Annotated in this window: 15 protein-coding genes; 8 read left to right on the top strand and 7 right to left on the bottom strand. The window is 61.8% G+C overall.

The genetic code is table 11. The features are described 5' to 3' along the window. The first annotated feature begins 46 nt into the window (after positions 1 to 46). The 4 genes from SULPSESMR1_RS17110 (at position 47) to SULPSESMR1_RS17125 (ending at position 3,118) form a co-directional block, all read left to right on the top strand. Entirely contained in the window at positions 47 to 724 is a 678-nt protein-coding gene (locus SULPSESMR1_RS17110; protein WP_089421964.1) for a Hint domain-containing protein, read from the top strand. Positions 725 to 775: 51 nt separating this feature from the next. Then, a complete protein-coding gene (locus SULPSESMR1_RS17115) occupies positions 776 to 1,630 on the top strand; it encodes a methylated-DNA--[protein]-cysteine S-methyltransferase (protein ID WP_089421965.1) in 855 nt (284 codons plus the stop codon). Positions 1,631 to 1,797: 167 nt separating this feature from the next. Beyond that, entirely contained in the window at positions 1,798 to 2,466 is a 669-nt protein-coding gene (locus tag SULPSESMR1_RS17120) for an OmpA family protein (RefSeq protein WP_089421966.1), read from the top strand. Positions 2,467 to 2,575: 109 nt separating this feature from the next. After that, positions 2,576 to 3,118, top strand: a complete 543-nt coding sequence (locus tag SULPSESMR1_RS17125; RefSeq protein WP_089421967.1) for an NADPH-dependent FMN reductase — start codon at positions 2,576 to 2,578, stop codon at positions 3,116 to 3,118. Here the strand turns inward: SULPSESMR1_RS17125 and SULPSESMR1_RS17130 are convergent. After that, on the bottom strand, positions 3,115 to 3,516 hold the full coding sequence (locus tag SULPSESMR1_RS17130; RefSeq protein WP_089421968.1) for a VOC family protein: 402 nt from the start codon (positions 3,514 to 3,516) through the stop codon (positions 3,115 to 3,117). The two genes, SULPSESMR1_RS17125 and SULPSESMR1_RS17130, sit on opposite strands and share 4 nt — an antisense overlap. A gap of 68 nt (positions 3,517 to 3,584) precedes the next feature. Between SULPSESMR1_RS17130 and SULPSESMR1_RS17135 the strand changes: the two genes are divergently transcribed. Further along, the gene (locus SULPSESMR1_RS17135) at positions 3,585 to 4,331 is read left to right on the top strand and encodes an acyl dehydratase (RefSeq protein ID WP_089421969.1); all 747 of its coding nucleotides are present in this window, start codon (positions 3,585 to 3,587) and stop codon (positions 4,329 to 4,331) included. Here the strand turns inward: SULPSESMR1_RS17135 and SULPSESMR1_RS17140 are convergent. Then, positions 4,323 to 5,348, bottom strand: a complete 1,026-nt coding sequence (locus SULPSESMR1_RS17140) for an NAD(P)/FAD-dependent oxidoreductase (RefSeq protein ID WP_089421970.1) — start codon at positions 5,346 to 5,348, stop codon at positions 4,323 to 4,325. The genes SULPSESMR1_RS17135 and SULPSESMR1_RS17140 overlap by 9 nt on opposite strands. A 57-nt stretch (positions 5,349 to 5,405) precedes the next feature. On the opposite strand from SULPSESMR1_RS17140, the gene mnmD reads away from it, so the two are divergent. Together mnmD and SULPSESMR1_RS17150 are read left to right on the top strand one after the other, a co-directional pair. Further along, positions 5,406 to 6,065, top strand: a complete 660-nt coding sequence (gene mnmD / locus SULPSESMR1_RS17145; RefSeq protein WP_089421971.1) for a tRNA (5-methylaminomethyl-2-thiouridine)(34)-methyltransferase MnmD — start codon at positions 5,406 to 5,408, stop codon at positions 6,063 to 6,065. Continuing rightward, positions 6,062 to 6,931 (top strand): DMT family transporter, encoded by an 870-nt coding sequence (locus tag SULPSESMR1_RS17150; RefSeq protein WP_089421972.1) that lies wholly within the window; start codon positions 6,062 to 6,064, stop codon positions 6,929 to 6,931. The genes mnmD and SULPSESMR1_RS17150 overlap by 4 nt, the downstream gene beginning before the upstream one ends. Here the strand turns inward: SULPSESMR1_RS17150 and SULPSESMR1_RS17155 are convergent. Further along, a complete protein-coding gene (locus SULPSESMR1_RS17155; RefSeq protein WP_198362819.1) occupies positions 6,896 to 8,869 on the bottom strand; it encodes a lytic transglycosylase domain-containing protein in 1,974 nt (657 codons plus the stop codon). The two genes, SULPSESMR1_RS17150 and SULPSESMR1_RS17155, sit on opposite strands and share 36 nt — an antisense overlap. A gap of 126 nt (positions 8,870 to 8,995) precedes the next feature. Between SULPSESMR1_RS17155 and dapA the strand changes: the two genes are divergently transcribed. Beyond that, entirely contained in the window at positions 8,996 to 9,868 is an 873-nt protein-coding gene (gene dapA / locus SULPSESMR1_RS17160; protein ID WP_089421973.1) for a 4-hydroxy-tetrahydrodipicolinate synthase, read from the top strand. Between the two features lie 53 nt (positions 9,869 to 9,921). Here the strand turns inward: dapA and SULPSESMR1_RS17165 are convergent, their stop codons facing one another. From SULPSESMR1_RS17165 to SULPSESMR1_RS17180, 4 genes are read right to left on the bottom strand one after another with little or no spacing between them, the layout of a single operon-like run. Beyond that, positions 9,922 to 10,794 (bottom strand): dimethyl sulfoxide reductase anchor subunit family protein, encoded by an 873-nt coding sequence (locus tag SULPSESMR1_RS17165; protein ID WP_089421974.1) that lies wholly within the window; start codon positions 10,792 to 10,794, stop codon positions 9,922 to 9,924. Position 10,795: 1 nt separating this feature from the next. Beyond that, positions 10,796 to 11,560, bottom strand: coding sequence for a 4Fe-4S dicluster domain-containing protein (locus SULPSESMR1_RS17170; RefSeq protein ID WP_089421975.1), 765 nt, complete (start codon positions 11,558 to 11,560; stop codon positions 10,796 to 10,798). After that, positions 11,557 to 14,379 carry a molybdopterin oxidoreductase family protein gene (locus tag SULPSESMR1_RS17175; RefSeq protein WP_089421976.1) on the bottom strand — a complete coding sequence of 941 codons (2,823 nt, stop codon included), beginning with the start codon at positions 14,377 to 14,379 and terminating at the stop codon, positions 11,557 to 11,559. The genes SULPSESMR1_RS17170 and SULPSESMR1_RS17175 overlap by 4 nt, the downstream gene beginning before the upstream one ends. Next, entirely contained in the window at positions 14,369 to 15,472 is a 1,104-nt protein-coding gene (locus SULPSESMR1_RS17180) for an acetate/propionate family kinase (protein ID WP_089421977.1), read from the bottom strand. Before SULPSESMR1_RS17180 ends, SULPSESMR1_RS17175 begins: the two co-directional genes overlap by 11 nt. Positions 15,473 to 15,474 lie beyond the last annotated feature (2 nt).

Genomic DNA, 15,474 nt, shown 5'->3' on the forward strand with positions numbered 1-15,474 from the left:
GCGATATTCGTGGGCCAATCGCGCGATACGAGGGGACGGCGGGCAGATGAACACAACCACACGACAAGGCGCAGACAGAACCGGATTCTTGCGCGCGGCGGCGGTGCTGACCAGTTTCGGGCCTGGCACAATGCTGCAAACCGACGAGGGCGAGGTGCCGGTTGAATGGCTGGACACCCAACACAAGCTGGTCACGCGCGATCACGGCGCGCAGCCGATCTTGCGGATCAACCGGATTCGCCTGCTGCGTTCTGACCTTCAGCAGCATCCGGAATTTGCGCCCGTGGTCATGCTGCCGGACACTTTTGGTCCGATGATACCGGGGCACCATGTGCGCCTGTCTCCCAATTCGCTGGTGCTTTACCGGTCATGGCGCGCCCAACTGCATTACGGCACAAACGAGGTGTTGGTGCCGGGTGCAACACTGGCCGACAAGATGCCACTGCGCCGTCCGGCAGATACGACGTTTGTTTATACGCAGATACTGATGCAGCGGCATGAATTGCTTTACATCGAGGGCATGTGGGTCGGGTCGATGCTTTTCGCCGATCTGAATACGATCGGCTCGGTCGGTGATGACGGCTTGGTGGCTGTATTGGGCAAGACACCGATGATAGCAGCGCGCCCGATCCTGACGCAGGACGAGGCACGGGGGCTGGTCGATCAGGATCTGGCCGAGGGGCAGGCCGTTGGCGTCTGCGATACGTCTTCACAAAGCAACTGAATGCGCAGCTTTCGGGTCGCGAGGGGGCATATTGCGCGCTAGATTGGCCCTATGGAACAGCACAGCAACACCGAAGACGGATACCACTATCACATTGTGCGCCGCGCGATTGAATTGGTGGATGACAAGGGCAGCGGCCTGACGCTGGACGATCTGGCGCACGAGATGGGCATGAGCCCTGCGCATTTTCAGCGCGTCTTTAGCCGATGGGTGGGTGTGTCGCCCAAACGCTACCAGCAATATCTGGCGCTGGGCCATGCCAAGGCGCTGCTGGCGGCACGGTTCACCACGCTGGAAACTGCCCACGCGGCGGGGCTGTCGGGGGGCGGTCGTCTGCATGACCTGTTCTTGCGCTGGGAGGCGATGAGCCCCGGCGACTATGCCAAGGGTGGCGCGGGGCTGACGATCTTTTGGGGTTGGTTCGACAGCCCCTTCGGACCCGCTGTAGTGATGGGCACGCAAAAGGGGATCTGCGGCATGGGATTTGCCGCAGAGACCGGCGAAACCGCAGCGTTGGAGGATCTGGTCGCACGCTGGCCGGCGGCCCGTTTTGTTGAAGATCCGATGCGCTTGCGGCCTTGGGTGCTGGCGGCTTTTGGCGCCGCCGACGCCAAGCTGGAGACTGCTCCGCTCTACCTGATCGGCGCACCGTTCCAGATAAAAGTATGGGAGGCGTTGCTGCGCATCCCATCGGGCCACGTGACAACCTATTCCGAGATTGCGCAAAGCATCGGCAATCCGCGCGCGGTACGGGCGGTGGGCACCGCAGTGGGTCGCAATCCGGTCAGTTGGCTGATCCCCTGTCACCGCGCCCTGCGTAAATCGGGGGGGTTGGGCGGCTATCACTGGGGTCTGCCGGTGAAACGCGCAATGCTGGCTTATGAATCGGCTCGCGTCGAAGCCTGATTGCCACGACGCTTGCACACAGTTTGCCGGATTATCCCGGCACTCGGGCGCAGGCGGGTTTTTGCCGAGATCAAACGCACCTTATTTTTACACGGAACCGCGCTATATATGAAGATGTACATCACAAGATGCCCTGCCCGAACGGGGCCCAACCAAGGCAGTATGATATGACGTTTTCGAAGATTTCCATTGCAGCGGTCCTGATGGGCAGCATGGCGCTGACAGCTTGTACCCAACCGGGCCAACTGGGCGGCAACCCCAATGACCCCAATCGTAACACCAAGTCGGGTGCTCTTGCAGGCGCTGCGGCGGGTGCGTTGCTGGGGGCCGCTGTCAGCGATGATGGTGACCGTGGCGATGGCGCCCTGATCGGTGCCGTTCTGGGTGCCGGTGTCGGTGCCGGTGTCGGCTATAGCCTCGACAAGCAAGAGGCCGAGTTGCGCCAGTCACTGGACAGCAACGTACAGATCACCAACACCGGTGACCGCCTGATCGTGACCATGCCGCAGGACATCCTGTTTGCAACCGACAGCTTTGCCGTGCGCCAGACCTTGCGCAGCGATCTGGCGTCGGTGGCAGCCAGCCTGCAACGCTATCCTGGCAGCACCGTTCAGGTGATCGGGCACACGGACAGCGACGGCGACGCGGCCTATAACCAGCAACTAAGCGAACGCCGCGCCAATGCCGTGTCCGAAGTGCTGTTGCAGAATGGCGTGCCATATTCGCGTATTCAGGCCTTTGGCCGTGGCGAATCCCAGCCTGTGGCGACGAACCTGAATGCCACAGGCAAGGCGCAGAACCGGCGCGTCGACATCGTGATTTTGCCCAACGCTTGATCGGCGGGACGCAAGACGAAACTTTCAGAGGGCGTGGCTTGGCTGCGCCCTCTTGCTATTCTGCTTTTCCGCTACATCTGTTGGCACAACGGATTGAAAAGGAGCCGATATGACCGCGCCAAAACTATTGGGACTTTCGGGATCGCTGCGCGCTGAATCCTTCAACAGCAAACTGATCCGTGAGGCCGCGCGCCTGTTCGGCAACTGCAGTTTCGCAGAAGCAGACCTGCGGTTTTCGCTGTACGATGGTGATGAAGAGGCCGCGACAGGTGTGCCCGCCAACGTGCAAGCCGTAGAGCGCCAGATCGCCGAGGCGGATGCGGTTGTGATCGCAACCACCGAATATAACAAAGGCCCGTCCGGGGTTCTGAAAAATGCGCTGGACTGGATCAGCCGTTGCGAAGGCAACTGCTGGGCTGACAAGCCCGTGGCCGTTATGTCCGCTGCGGCAGGGCGCGCAGGTGGCGAACGGGCGCAACTAATTTTGCGCAGTTTCATGGTTCCCTTTCGCCCGCGCATTTTGCAGGGGCCGGAAATTCACGTAGCCAATTGCTCAACCCAGTTCGACGACCAGGGCCAGCTGACCGGCGAAATATATGTCAAGGAACTGGGCCAGCTGATGCAGCAACTGCGCGCCGAGATTGACCGCTAGTCGGGTGTGCTGACTTCTATCAGATTGCCGTCGGGGTCTCGGATATAAAGCGAATGCATAGGCCCCGTAGCACCCGTTCGGCTGACTGGTCCTTCTTCGATTGCCACTTTGTTGGCGGCAAAGTGGGCTTGCCAGTCTTCCAGAGATGTATCTGATAGCAAACACATATCGGTCGATCCGGGGCCGGGGTGTGCGGCCTTGGGGTCGTATTCGGCGCCCCAGCGATGGACGTTGATCTTTTGGCGCCCGAACTTCAGCGCATGGCGTTTCGACCCATCCGCGCCGGTGAATCTTTCGACTTTCATCCCGAGAATGTCCGAGTAAAAGGCCAACGTCGCTTCGAGGTCGCCAACAGTAAGCACGAGGTGATCAAGGCTGGCTATTTCAGGTTGTTTCATGAAAAGGGCTTTCGTACCGTGAGTCTGTAGAGGGTGAAACAGTTGAGGCACATGTGCAAGTCGACGTGATGGATCCGGCACGTGCGCGGGCTTTGCAGGTGGCGCTGGGCGCGTCTGCAACGCTGGACACTGGCGATTCTTTGCCGCCCTTTTTTCACCAGCTTTATTTCTGGGAGCCTGCGGTGCCGGCAGAGCTGGGACGCGACGGGCACCCGCGCGTTGGCGGTTTGATTCCCGATATGGGTTTGCCGCGCCGCATGTGGGCGGGTGGCCGGTTGGAATTTAACGCGCCGCTGCGGTTGGGAACGGCGGCCGAAAAGCTGTCGGTGTGCGAACGGGCGGAACGCAAGGTCGGGCGGTCTGGTGATCTGGCCGTGGTCACCCTGCGGCACGAGATTTCGCAAGACGGCAAGTTGCGCGTGACCGAATGGCAGGATCTGGTTTACCGTGCCGAGGCGGATGCGCAGGCACCGCGCCCTGTGGCCCCCGTGGCGCGCACGGACGAGGACAATTGCCGCAAAGTGGATTTTGATGCGACGCTGTTGTTTCGCTACTCGGCGCTGACGTTCAACGGCCACCGTATCCATTATGACCAGCCCTATGCCCGCGATGTCGAGGGCTATGACGGGCTGGTGGTACACGGGCCTTTGCTGGCGCAATTGCTGATGTTGGAGGCTGGTGAAATCAACCGCTTCTCCTACAAGGCGACCGCACCGCTGATGCACCACGAACGCGCCGAAATATGTCGCAAAGGCACGGACCTGTGGGTGCGCGGGGCGGACGGACGGCAGTGTATGGTGGCAACCTCAGGCTGAGGCGGAGACCTCGAACCCTTTGGGGATGGTGTTGTCGCCATCCAAAATCAACGCAGCCATCGTTTCGGCCACCTTCGGGGCCATGCCGAACCCGATCTTGAAACCGCCATTGGCGATAAAGTGGTTCGGGCGGCCCGGCCATGCCCCCAGCATCGGCGCACGCGACCGCGCGCGCGGTCGGACACCGGCCCAGCGTTGAATCACCGGCGCGTATTCCAGCACGGGCACTGCGGCGCGGGCGCGGGCGATGACGTCATCCAGTTGCTCATCCGGTTGCAGGTGATCGTATCGGTTTTCCGTGGTGGACCCGATGGCGGTCGTCCCATCTGCGTGCGGAATGATGTGCAGGCCGTCCGCGTAAAGTTGCGGCGCACCGGCCATGTCGTATTGTAGCAAAGCGGCCTGTCCTTTGACGCCCGCACCCATCGGGCGGGGGGCGGTTTTGTTCAGCTCTTGCAGTCCGACTATACCGGTTGCCCACAGCGTTGGACCTTCGACGGGGCCATCGGCTTCGATCGTGATGCCCCGCGCCTCCAAGGCACCGACCAGCGCGGCGCATGCCAGCGCAGGGTGCAAATGCGCGCTAAGGTCGTCAAAGATCAGCTGGCCCGTGGGGCTGTTTGGTGCCCATGGGCCTGCTGCGGGCCGCAGTGTCCATTCTGCTTGGCCTTGCCACAGGTCGCGGGCGGTCTCGACACGAGCTTGGGCCAGTGACAGCGCATGATCGTCGACCACCGGTTGCAACCGTCCCGACCGGACGTAGCCGGAATGCCTGCCGCTCGCATCCGATACACCGCGCCAGAAGGTTTCGGCCATCAGCAGGCTTTCCAGCTGAAACTGTTTCTTCGGGTTCCAGTTTTCCGGCACATGCGGTGCCAACGCACCCACGACGCCACCAGACGCACCTTTGGCGGGGCCATTGGGGTCGATGATACGCACGGTCGCGCCCTTTTGGGCGCAGACCCATGCGGTAGCGAGACCAAAAATTCCCGCGCCCCGGATCGTGATGTCTGCCATTGCCAAGGAAGAAGCCTTTCGCCAAGGATGCAAAGACAATCCTTACAGGGTGACAGGATGCAGGACCAGCACGCAGACTTGGAATGGCGGGACGGCGATGTGCCGGTCAGCACGCGGTTTGACGATCCCTATTTCAGTCTCGAAAACGGTCTGGATGAGACCCGCCACGTGTTTCTGGCGGGCAACGGCCTGCCTGAACGGTTTTGCGACGGGTTCCATGTGGGGGAACTGGGGTTTGGCACGGGGCTGAACTTTGTGGTGACGCTGGCGGCATGGCGTGCAGCGGGTACTGCGGGTGTTTTGCGGTTCACCAGCTTCGAGGCCTATCCGATGTCGGTGCCGGAAATGGCGCGCGCGCTTGGGGCGTTTGGCATCGGCGATGAACTGGTTGCGGTCTGGAACGGACGCGGGGGCCGGTTTGATTTCGGTGATGCGACGCTTGAGGTGATTGCGGGTGATGCGCGTGCAACGCTGCCCGCGTGGCAGGGCGCGGCGGATGCGTGGTTTCTGGACGGCTTTTCGCCCGCCAAAAACCCCGAGCTGTGGGATGCGAAGCTGATGCAGTCCGTGGCCGACCATACGGCTGCGAACGGAACTGTCGCCACCTATACCGCCGCAGGTTTCGTGCGACGGGGCTTGGATGCGGCTGGCTTCGACGTCAGCCGGGTTTCAGGCTATGGCCGCAAAAGACATATGACCGTGGGAACCAAACGATGAGCGCTGGCAACAACACACGTTTGGGCGTTGGCCTGATGGTGCTGACCACGTTTGTATTCGCTATGCAGGATGGCATCTCGCGGCATCTGGCATCGGAATATAACGTGCTGATGGTGGTCATGGTCCGCTATTGGTTCTTTGCGGCCTTTGTCGTGGCCATTGCGCGGGCCAAAGCGGGCGGTATCCGCGCCGCCGCACGGTCCGTGCAGACCGGATTGCAAGCGTTTCGCGGGCTGCTGCTGGCCATCGAGATATGTGTGATGGTGCTGGCCTTTACCATTCTGGGGCTGGTCGAAAGCCTTGCTGTGTTTACCTGTTATCCACTGCTTGTTGCCGCCCTGAGCGGGCCGATTTTGGGCGAAAGCGTGGGCTGGCGTCGTTGGGCGGCGATCGGTGTGGGCTTTGTCGGCGTGCTGATCATTCTGGAACCGGGCATCGGTGTGTTCAAACCGGCAGCGGTGATCCCGCTGATCGCGGCGATGATGTTTGCGCTTTATGCACTGCTGACGCGCTATGTTGCCCGCAAGGACACATCTGCCACCAGCTTTTTCTGGACGGGCGTTGCCGGTGCCGTGGCGATGACCGTTGTGGGCATCTGGTTTTGGGAACCGATGGCACCCGCTGACTGGGCATGGATGGCGACACTGTGCGTCACCGGTGCATCCGGCCACTGGCTGCTGATCCGCGTATACGAGGTGGCCGAGGCCAGCGCGGTCCAGCCCTTTGCCTATTTGCAACTGGTCTTCGGGTCGATGATCGGCGTGACCGTGTTTGGGGAAGTGATCGCGTGGAACGTGGCCACGGGCGCGGGCATCGTCGTTGCGGCGGGGCTATTCACCCTTTGGCGCGAAAGACAGCAGGGTTGAGCCTGTCAGCTCTTGCGAGAAGGGGGTTGGCAGCGCCTCTTTGCCCAGCCGTGCGCGATAGACCGGCAGGCTTTCGGTAACGCGCATCACATAATTGCGGGTCTCGCGGAAGGGGATGTTTTCGATCCAGTCGATGATGTCGATGTCATCAGTGCGTGGATCGCCATACAAGTTCATCCAGCGGATCGGGCGCGACGGACCGGCGTTATAAGCCGCCGACATCATCACCACATTGCCATTGAACCGGCCCGCCAGTGTCGATAGAAACGTTGACCCCAACTCGGCGTTATAGACCGGATCGGCGATCAGCCGGTCGGTTGTGTGTTCAGCACTGCGACCCAGTTCAGTGGCGACCTCGCGGGCGGTGGCGGGCATCAGTTGCATCAGCCCACGCGCACCCACGCCAGACTGCACGACCGGATCGAACTCGGATTCTCGCCGTGCAATCGACAGCGCCATTTCGGGTGCGATGGCCAAATCCTGCTCCACCAGCGGGTGCAGCGGATAATAGGGCTCGGCCAGTGTGATGCCGCGGTAGGCGACGCGTTTGCCGATCATCACGGCAAGATGCGGCTGATCTGTATCAATCGCGGCTTGGCCCAATTGTGCGGCCTGCTTTTCGTCCAGTTGTTCGGCCAGATGGGTCCAGAACCGTTCGGCCAGGCTCAACTCGCCCGATGCTTGCAAGAGCATTCCCGCCTCGAACAGCGGCGAGTTCACCAGTGGACCGGTGCGCCAGTCGGGGGTGTCGGCCTGTGCGGTCAATCCGATGTCGAACGGCTGGCCCGCTTTCTCGGCGGCGAGGATGCCATAGAACGACGTCTGGAACTGTGCCCCGTCGGCAAAAGCCTGATCGGCGGCAGCCGCATCGCCCAATGCTTCATGTGCAAGACCAATCCAATAGCCTGCGCGGCCGCGCGAAATCGGGCTTTCGATGACGCTGCGGTGGTTCAGGAAATGTTTCAGAGCGGTGGCCGGATCGTTCAGTTTGCGCAGCGCGACATAGCCCGCGATCCACTCCAGATCGGCATAGTCAGACCCCGAGGTCAGAAAATGCTGCGCAGCCAGCCGATAGGCCCGCTTGGGGTCGCCGTCGCGCATTTCGTCCCGCGCCAGTGCGCGGCGCCGGTTCGACCATGCGTCGGGCCGTCCCAAAGCGGCAGCGCTGGTCGAGCGTTCAAGGATCAACGCCTTGGCATCGTCCATCCGCCCCTTGCGCACACGCCATTCAAATCGCGCATGTTGCAGACCTGCGTCGGATTGCAGCGCAACAGGTACGGCGGCAATTCGGGAGTCCACATCGTTGCTGCGGTTGCTGAGGGCAACGCGCGCATCCAGCAGGGCCTGATGACCGGCATCCAGCAGCGGGCGCAGGCGTAGCGCCTCGTTCAACTCGCCCAGCCATAGCATCGTGTCGGCGCGGGCTTCGTGGTGGGGCCTTAGCAATGCGCTGTGCTTGGACAGGAACAGCGCTTCTTCCTCGGCGTCCATCGGCAGGGTGGTCCAGGCCAGAACGACGCTGGCTTGTGCTTCGCCGGTCTGCTCCTGCTCGACCTTGGCATCGGCATAGGCCAGAACCCCGCGCGGAGTTTGTGGATCGGCCTCGGCAAAATAGGCGCGTACGGCTGCGGGGCCAGCGGCGATCGTGGCCTCTTCGCCTTGGCGGCGCAGATAATCCATACCGGGCCAGTCAAAGCGGCGTTTCAGGAAATCCGTATACTCGGTGTAGGTTCCGCGCCCTGCCCGCAGGCGGTGCCATTCGATCACATCGGCTGCAACCACACCATCGCGTGCGGCCAGCCGTTCGGCGGTGTCCCAGTTGCCTGCGCGCATGGCATTCATCGCCCAGCCCAACGGGCGTGGACGCTCGGTTTGCGCCGTCGCAATGGTGGCAAAAAGGCACAGCAAAAGGGCTGCGAGGCGGGTGATCACTTGCATTTCCTGTCATGGCAAGGCTAGTGCCTGTCAACATATGGTCTTGGCGCAGCTCTTCAACTCACGTCTGCGCCAGCATCGTGCTAATTGGGCTGAAGTCGCCCACCAATTTGAAAAAGGAGCGTGAAAATGTTCAAGGGTTCTATGCCTGCACTCGTCACGCCGTTCCAGGACGGCGCACTGGATCTGGACACGCTCAAGAAGCTGGTGGATTGGCAGATCGAACAAGGATCATCGGGGTTGGTGCCAGTGGGCACAACCGGCGAAAGCCCGACCCTGACCCACGGCGAGCACGACAAAGTCGTCGAAGAGGTGGTCAAAGCCGCCGCAGGCCGCGTCAAGGTGATTGCCGGTGCAGGATCGAACAGTACGGCCGAGTCCGTTCGGTTGGCCAAACATGCCGAAACTGCGGGCGCCGATGCGGTGCTGGTGGTGACGCCCTATTATAACAAACCGACGCAGGCAGGTGTGATCGCGCACTTTGCCGCCGTGCATGATGCGTGCAAATTACCGATCATTGTGTACAACATTCCGGGCCGCTCGGTCGTCGATATCTCGAACGTCACGATGGCCGAACTGGCAAAGATGGAGCGGATCGTGGGCGTCAAGGATGCCACGGGCGATCTGCAACGGGTCAACGACCAGCGGCTGATGTGCGGCCCTGACTTTATCCAATTGTCCGGCGAAGATGGCACGGCACATGGTTTCAACGCCCAGGGCGGCGTCGGCTGTATCTCGGTCACGGCCAACGTTGCACCTAAGCTGTGCGCGGAAGTACAGGCGGCCTGTGCTGCGGGCGACTATGCCAAAGCGCTGGAATTGCAGGACAAGCTGATGCCGCTGCACAAGGCGATCTTTACCGAGCCGGGGCTTGTCGGGGTGAAATACGCCATGGCACGTCTGGGTCTGTGCAGTGACGAAGTGCGCTTGCCACATGTGCCGCTGACAGATGCAACACGGGCGCTGGTGGACAAGGGATTGACCCACGCCGGTTTGCTGTAGTTTCTGCCCGAATGTTTTGAAAATACCGGAAGGGGCTGCAATCTGCGGCCCCTTTATCGTTTCCCGTAATACAGCCCCACCACATGCTCGGCCTGTGCAAAGAAAAGCCAGCGCGCGACCAGAACACCCGCGATATGGCTAAGTACCGCAACCGCGGCCAGCCAGTGCGAGAACGGGACCAGCAGCAAGATCACCGGCAGGACAATCGCAAGCAAAAAGGCGATGATCCGCAGCTTTGTCCCGTGCTTGCGTCCGACGACGAACACGAACTCGCGCAGCAGATAGTTGGTGCCGGTATGCGGCGGTTCGAACGCGCGCGGGGTGCCGATGGGGCCAAGGCCCGTGGCGGTGGCCAGTGTCGTGCCCGAGCGGGCAAAGGCACCGTCGCCGTGGACCCAGGTTGCCAGCACCGCAGCCCCTGCCAATATCAAGAGCACGACGGCGGCGGTGATCTCTCCGGCGAGCAATGCGCCGCCCGCGATGGCAAGGCCGAGAAACATCACTGGCGTCAGTGGCGAGTGCCAGCGCGGAACGGTCTTGAGCTGGGTGTAGATCATCGAGGTGGTGAAAACGGTCAGCAACGACAGCACAGCGCCCAGTATCCCCACCAGCGGCAAGGGGGTGGCGAAAAAGATCGTGCCAATGGCATAGATGCCCATCACCATCAGTGCTGCAACCGACACAACCGCCTCGCGGCTCAGCCAGCTTGTGCGCCACTGGCTGAACGCCTTCAGCGCACGTTCGGGGCGGCCAAGATGAAAGGCCGATGCCATCAGCCCGCCCACCGCGCACACATAGGCGATGGTGAAAAAGGCAAAGGCGCTGACACCTGTGACCGCCGGATAGCCCAGCCCAAGCCATGTCAGCAGACCAAAGCCCAGCCCCGAAAATGTGGTGAAGATGATGACAGAGGGTGCCGGATGCATCTCAGAGCTTCTCCAACGTTTTGTCGAGCCAGCCAAGAAAGCCGCCGGGTGTTTCGTCCACAGGGGCAAGATAGGGGGCAAGCACGTCGATTTCGGGCAGCGCATCCTTGGGGCGGGGTGGCAGGTATTTGTTGACGGGGCGGGTGCCCTGTTCCGGCATCAGGTCCATACCGCCGCGTTCGGCAGTCAGGCGCGACACATGGCTGTCGGGGTCGGCAAAATCGCCAAAATGGCGGGCGCCAGACGGGCAGGTGCGCACGCAGGTTGGCACGCGGTCCACCTCTTCGAGGTTTTCGTTATAAATGCGGTCGACGCATAGGGTGCATTTCTTCATCACGCCCTCGGCCTCGTCCTTTTCACGCGCTCCGTAGGGGCAGGCCCACGCGCACAATCCGCAGCCGATGCAATCGCTTTCGTTGACCAGAACGATGCCGTCTTCGACGCGCTTGTAGCTTGCCCCTGTGGGGCAAACGGTGACGCACGGCGCGTCTTCGCAGTGCAGGCAGGATTTGGGAAAGTGGATCAGTTGCGCAGGTGGCTGGACCTTGGATGAGGTCGCCAGCGGCTGCACCTCGTAGCTGTGAACGCGGTTCAGGAAAGTGCCAGAGGGGGCCGAGCCGTAAGGGTCCTGGTCAGACAGCGGTGCGCCGTAATTTTCGGTGTTCCAGCCTTTGCACGAGATCACGCAGGCATGGCAGCCGACGCAGGTATCAAGGTCGATGACCAGACCCAGCTTGCGCTCGGTGTTTGCAGGTAACTGCGTCATTTGCCCACCTTCCACGCCAGCTTGTCCGGCCCCCGTCCAACGGGGGATCTGATCGGCTGCATCACCGGTTTCGACTGGTCCTGTGGTGCTGCCTTGGCGATGCGCACCTTCAGGTCGAACCATGCCGCCTGCCCGGTGATCGGGTCTGAATTGGCCCAACGCAGCCCGTCACCCTTGGGCGGCAACAATTCGTGGATCAGGTGGTTGAGCAAGAAGCCTTTGGTGGCTTCGGGGGCATCTTCATCCAGCGCCCACGCCCCCTTTCGCTTGCCGATGGCGTTCCATGTCCAGACGGTATTGGGGTTCAGCGCTGCCATTTCCAGCACCGGCACGGTGATTTCGCCGTGCGGCGAAGTGACGGTGGCCCAGTCGCCATCCTTCAGGTCGTGATCCCGCATCAGATTGGTGGGCAGATACAATGGGTTGTGCCCGTGCAATTGCCGCAGCCACGCGTTCTGGCTGCCCCATGAATGGTACATCGCCATCGGGCGCTGGGTCAGGGCGGTGATCGGGTATTCGTCGGCGCGATTGTCGCCCGAAGGGTCGTACCAGATCGGCAGCGGGTCCATCGTGCGGCGGATACGGTCGCGGAGGTAGTCGGGGGGTTGACGGTCTCCGTGGCCTTCGGCGGCCAGCTGGAATTTGCGCAGCGGCTCGACATAAAGCGAAAACAGATAGGGCAGTGGTTCGTCGAACAGGCCCATGCCCACGGCCCAATCCTGATAGGCCATGTTCCACGGTTTGTAATAGTTGGCCCCTTGGGGGATATGTTCGACGAAAAAGCCGCCGTTTTCGATATAGGCGTCGATCTGGCCACCGTTCGGCGCGCCGCGCCCTGCGGTCAACCCGTCAGCGCCAACGCGCCAGCCTGCCAAGGGACCGACACCAGCACGGCGTTCGTGGTTGATGATATAATCGGCATAATCGGCGTATTTCTGTTCGCCTGTTTCGGTCACAAACCCCGGAAGGTTCAGCCGCGCGCCCAGATCGCACAACACCGACTGGAACCCGCGCACGTCGCGGTCGGGTTCGACCACAGGCCAGCGGATCGCGTCGGCGGCGGCGTCAGCCTCGCAGATCGGACGGTCGAGCAGCGAGATACAGTCGTGGCGTTCCAGATAGGTGGTGTCAGGCAGGATCAGGTCGGCATAGGCGACCATTTCCGAACTGTACGCATCCGAATAGATGATGCGCGGGATCACATAGTCGCCGTTCTCGTCAGTGTCTGTCAGCATGTCGATCACGCCGCGCGTGTTCATCGACGAGTTCCATGCCATGTTGGCCATATACATAAACAACGTGTCGATCTTGTACGGATCACCCGCGTGTGCGTTGGAAATCACCATATGCATTAGCCCGTGGGCCGACATCGGGTTTTCCCAAGTGAACGCCTTGTCGATCCGCGCGGCTGTGCCGTCGGGTTTCAGGGCCAGATCTTCGGGGCCTTGGACAAAGCCCAGATGCGGGCCATCCAGCGGACCGTTGCAGGTGGTTTGACAATGTGGCTTCGGGTGGGCCGTCGCAGGCTTGGGGTAGGGCGGTTTGAACCGAAAGCCCCCCGGAACTTCGACCGTGCCAAGGATGATCTGCAACACATGCAGCGCGCGGCAGGTCTGAAAGCCGTTGGCATGGGCGCTGATCCCGCGCATGGCGTGAAAGCTGACGGGGCGGCCAGTCATGGTGGTGTGGACCTCGCCACGGAAATCGGTCCATGCGTGGTCCAGTTCGAACGCTTCGTCAAAGGCGACACGGGCCAGTTCCGACGCGATGGCGCGGATGCGTGCGGCAGAGATGCCGGTGCGGTCTGCCACAGCTTCGGGGGCGTAATCGTCGGACAGATAGCGGTCTGCCATCAGGTGTATCACGGGGCGGTGGGTGACCCCCGCCGCACGATGGGTGGCGGCCAGATCGGGGCGCACGCCCTTCTGGTCGAAGGGGGCCAGTTTGCCGGTGTTGCGGTCGATCACCAGTTCCTTGCCGTCCGCGTCGCGCAACAGCAGGCCGTATTCGGGCGACTTTTCATCGCTGTTCACAAGGCAGGGCGCATTGGTAAAGCGTGACAGGTAGTCGAGGTCGATCCTGCCCGCCTTCATCAGGCAATGGATCAACGCCATGATAAACAGACCATCGGTGCCCGGCGTAATGCCGACCCAGTCGTCGGCCACGGCGTTGTAGCCTGTGCGAATCGGGTTGACCCCGATCACCCGCGCGCCGCGTGCCTTGATCTTGCCGATGCCCATCTTGATCGGGTTGCTGTCGTGGTCTTCGGCGACGCCGAACAGCATGAACAACTTGGTGTGGTCCCAGTCGGGCTGGCCGAATTCCCAGAACGCGCCGCCCATCGTGTAGATACCCGCAGCCGCCATGTTGACCGAGCAGAACCCGCCGTGGGCCGCGTAGTTGGGTGTGCCGAAATTCTGCGCCCAGAAGGATGTGAACGATTGCGACTGGTCGCGTCCGGTGAAAAACGCCAGCTTTTCGGGATTGTCGCGGCGGATCGGTTCCAGCCAGCCGGTGGCGATGTTCAGCGCCTCGTCCCAGCTGATCTCTTCGAATTCGCCCGATCCGCGCGGACCCACGCGTTTGAGCGGCGCACGCAGGCGGGCGGGGGCGTTGTGCTGCATGATGCCAGCCGATCCCTTGGCGCACAGCACGCCCTTGTTCACCGGATGGTCGCGGTTGCCTTCGATATAGGCGACCTTGCCCGATTTCATGTGGACGTTGATCCCGCAGCGGCACGCGCACATATAGCAGGTGGTCTTGCGGATTTCGTCCGATACCTTGGGCGACAGGTCCAGAGCGGGCTGCTTATGGGGCATGTGTCTGATCCTTCAGCAGCGTGATGGCGTCACGGGCGATCTGTTGTTCTTCGGCAGCGGGGATGACCCAATGGGGAATATTTCCCAACCATGATAGCTGTGCAAGAACATTATTCCTGATGTCTGCGTCGTTCTCGCCGATGCCGCCGGTAAAGGCGATGCCATCGACGCCCTGCATCGCTGCAATCATCGACCCCGCCTGACGCGCGATCCAATAGCAGAAGTGTTCACGGGCAAATTTGGCCTGCGGCGCGGCACTTTGCCCGAGCGTGCGCATGTCGGCGCTGAGACCTGACAGACCCAGTAATCCGCTGTCATGATAAAGCATCTGCGTCGCCGCATCCGCGCCCATTGTGCCCACCAGATGCAGTACGGCACCTGCGTCAATGACGCCCGCGCGGGTGCCCATTGTAAGACCGCTCAGCGGCGAGAAACCCATCGTGGTAGCAACCGATTGCCCATCCCGAATGGCGCATAGCGATGCGCCATTGCCCAGATGCAGCGCCAGAAGGCGGCGGGGCAGAGGTGTGCCGGTGCTGGCCCTGAATCCGTGGACCAAGGCCGAATAGCTGGTGCCGTGAAAACCGTAGCGTTGCAGGCCCGATGTGGCTGGGACATCGGGCAGCGCATAGCGGCGCGCCACGTCCGGATTTGTCGCATGAAAGGCCGTGTCGAAGGTGGCAAATTGCGGCAGATCGGGCACCAGTTCGGCCACCGCGTCAATGGCCGACAGGTGGTGCGGGTTGTGCAGCGGGGCCAGTGGCACGGCATCGGCGATGGCGGTGCGTATCGCCGCAGTTATGCGCGCCGAAGCGGTCAGATTGGCCCCGCCATGCACCACGCGGTGGGCGGCTGCACACAAGTTTGCGGGCCGGATACCGGACGCGGCCATTGCGTCGAATATCGCGGTAAGTGCTGCGGTATGGCCGGGCAATGCCAGATCGTGTCGCGCACCGCCATTGGTGCGGATGCTGCCCTGCGTGCCGATGCCAGAGGCCTCGATGCGCAGGGTTTCGTGCAGGTCTGTGCCAAACAGGGCGGTCTTGATCGACGACGACCCTGCATTTACGACAAGAATCTGCGCGTCAGGCATAC

The sequence above is a fragment of the Pseudosulfitobacter pseudonitzschiae genome, from assembly GCF_002222635.1.
GTDB classification, from domain to species: Bacteria; Pseudomonadota; Alphaproteobacteria; order Rhodobacterales; family Rhodobacteraceae; genus Pseudosulfitobacter; species Pseudosulfitobacter pseudonitzschiae_A.

Bases quoted from the DNA above. Each gene is read 5' to 3' on its own strand.
- SULPSESMR1_RS17110 (WP_089421964.1), top strand. From the start codon at position 47: ATGAACACAACCACACGACAAGGCGCAGACAGAACCGGATTCTTGCGC.
- SULPSESMR1_RS17115 (WP_089421965.1), top strand. From the start codon at position 776: ATGGAACAGCACAGCAACACCGAAGACGGATACCACTATCACATTGTG.
- SULPSESMR1_RS17120 (WP_089421966.1), top strand. From the start codon at position 1,798: ATGACGTTTTCGAAGATTTCCATTGCAGCGGTCCTGATGGGCAGCATG.
- SULPSESMR1_RS17125 (WP_089421967.1), top strand. From the start codon at position 2,576: ATGACCGCGCCAAAACTATTGGGACTTTCGGGATCGCTGCGCGCTGAA.
- SULPSESMR1_RS17130 (WP_089421968.1), bottom strand. From the start codon at position 3,516: ATGAAACAACCTGAAATAGCCAGCCTTGATCACCTCGTGCTTACTGTT.
- SULPSESMR1_RS17135 (WP_089421969.1), top strand. From the start codon at position 3,585: ATGGATCCGGCACGTGCGCGGGCTTTGCAGGTGGCGCTGGGCGCGTCT.
- SULPSESMR1_RS17140 (WP_089421970.1), bottom strand. From the start codon at position 5,348: ATGGCAGACATCACGATCCGGGGCGCGGGAATTTTTGGTCTCGCTACC.
- mnmD (WP_089421971.1), top strand. From the start codon at position 5,406: ATGCAGGACCAGCACGCAGACTTGGAATGGCGGGACGGCGATGTGCCG.
- SULPSESMR1_RS17150 (WP_089421972.1), top strand. From the start codon at position 6,062: ATGAGCGCTGGCAACAACACACGTTTGGGCGTTGGCCTGATGGTGCTG.
- SULPSESMR1_RS17155 (WP_198362819.1), bottom strand. From the start codon at position 8,869: ATGCAAGTGATCACCCGCCTCGCAGCCCTTTTGCTGTGCCTTTTTGCC.
- dapA (WP_089421973.1), top strand. From the start codon at position 8,996: ATGTTCAAGGGTTCTATGCCTGCACTCGTCACGCCGTTCCAGGACGGC.
- SULPSESMR1_RS17165 (WP_089421974.1), bottom strand. From the start codon at position 10,794: ATGCATCCGGCACCCTCTGTCATCATCTTCACCACATTTTCGGGGCTG.
- SULPSESMR1_RS17170 (WP_089421975.1), bottom strand. From the start codon at position 11,560: ATGACGCAGTTACCTGCAAACACCGAGCGCAAGCTGGGTCTGGTCATC.
- SULPSESMR1_RS17175 (WP_089421976.1), bottom strand. From the start codon at position 14,379: ATGCCCCATAAGCAGCCCGCTCTGGACCTGTCGCCCAAGGTATCGGAC.
- SULPSESMR1_RS17180 (WP_089421977.1), bottom strand. From the start codon at position 15,472: ATGCCTGACGCGCAGATTCTTGTCGTAAATGCAGGGTCGTCGTCGATC.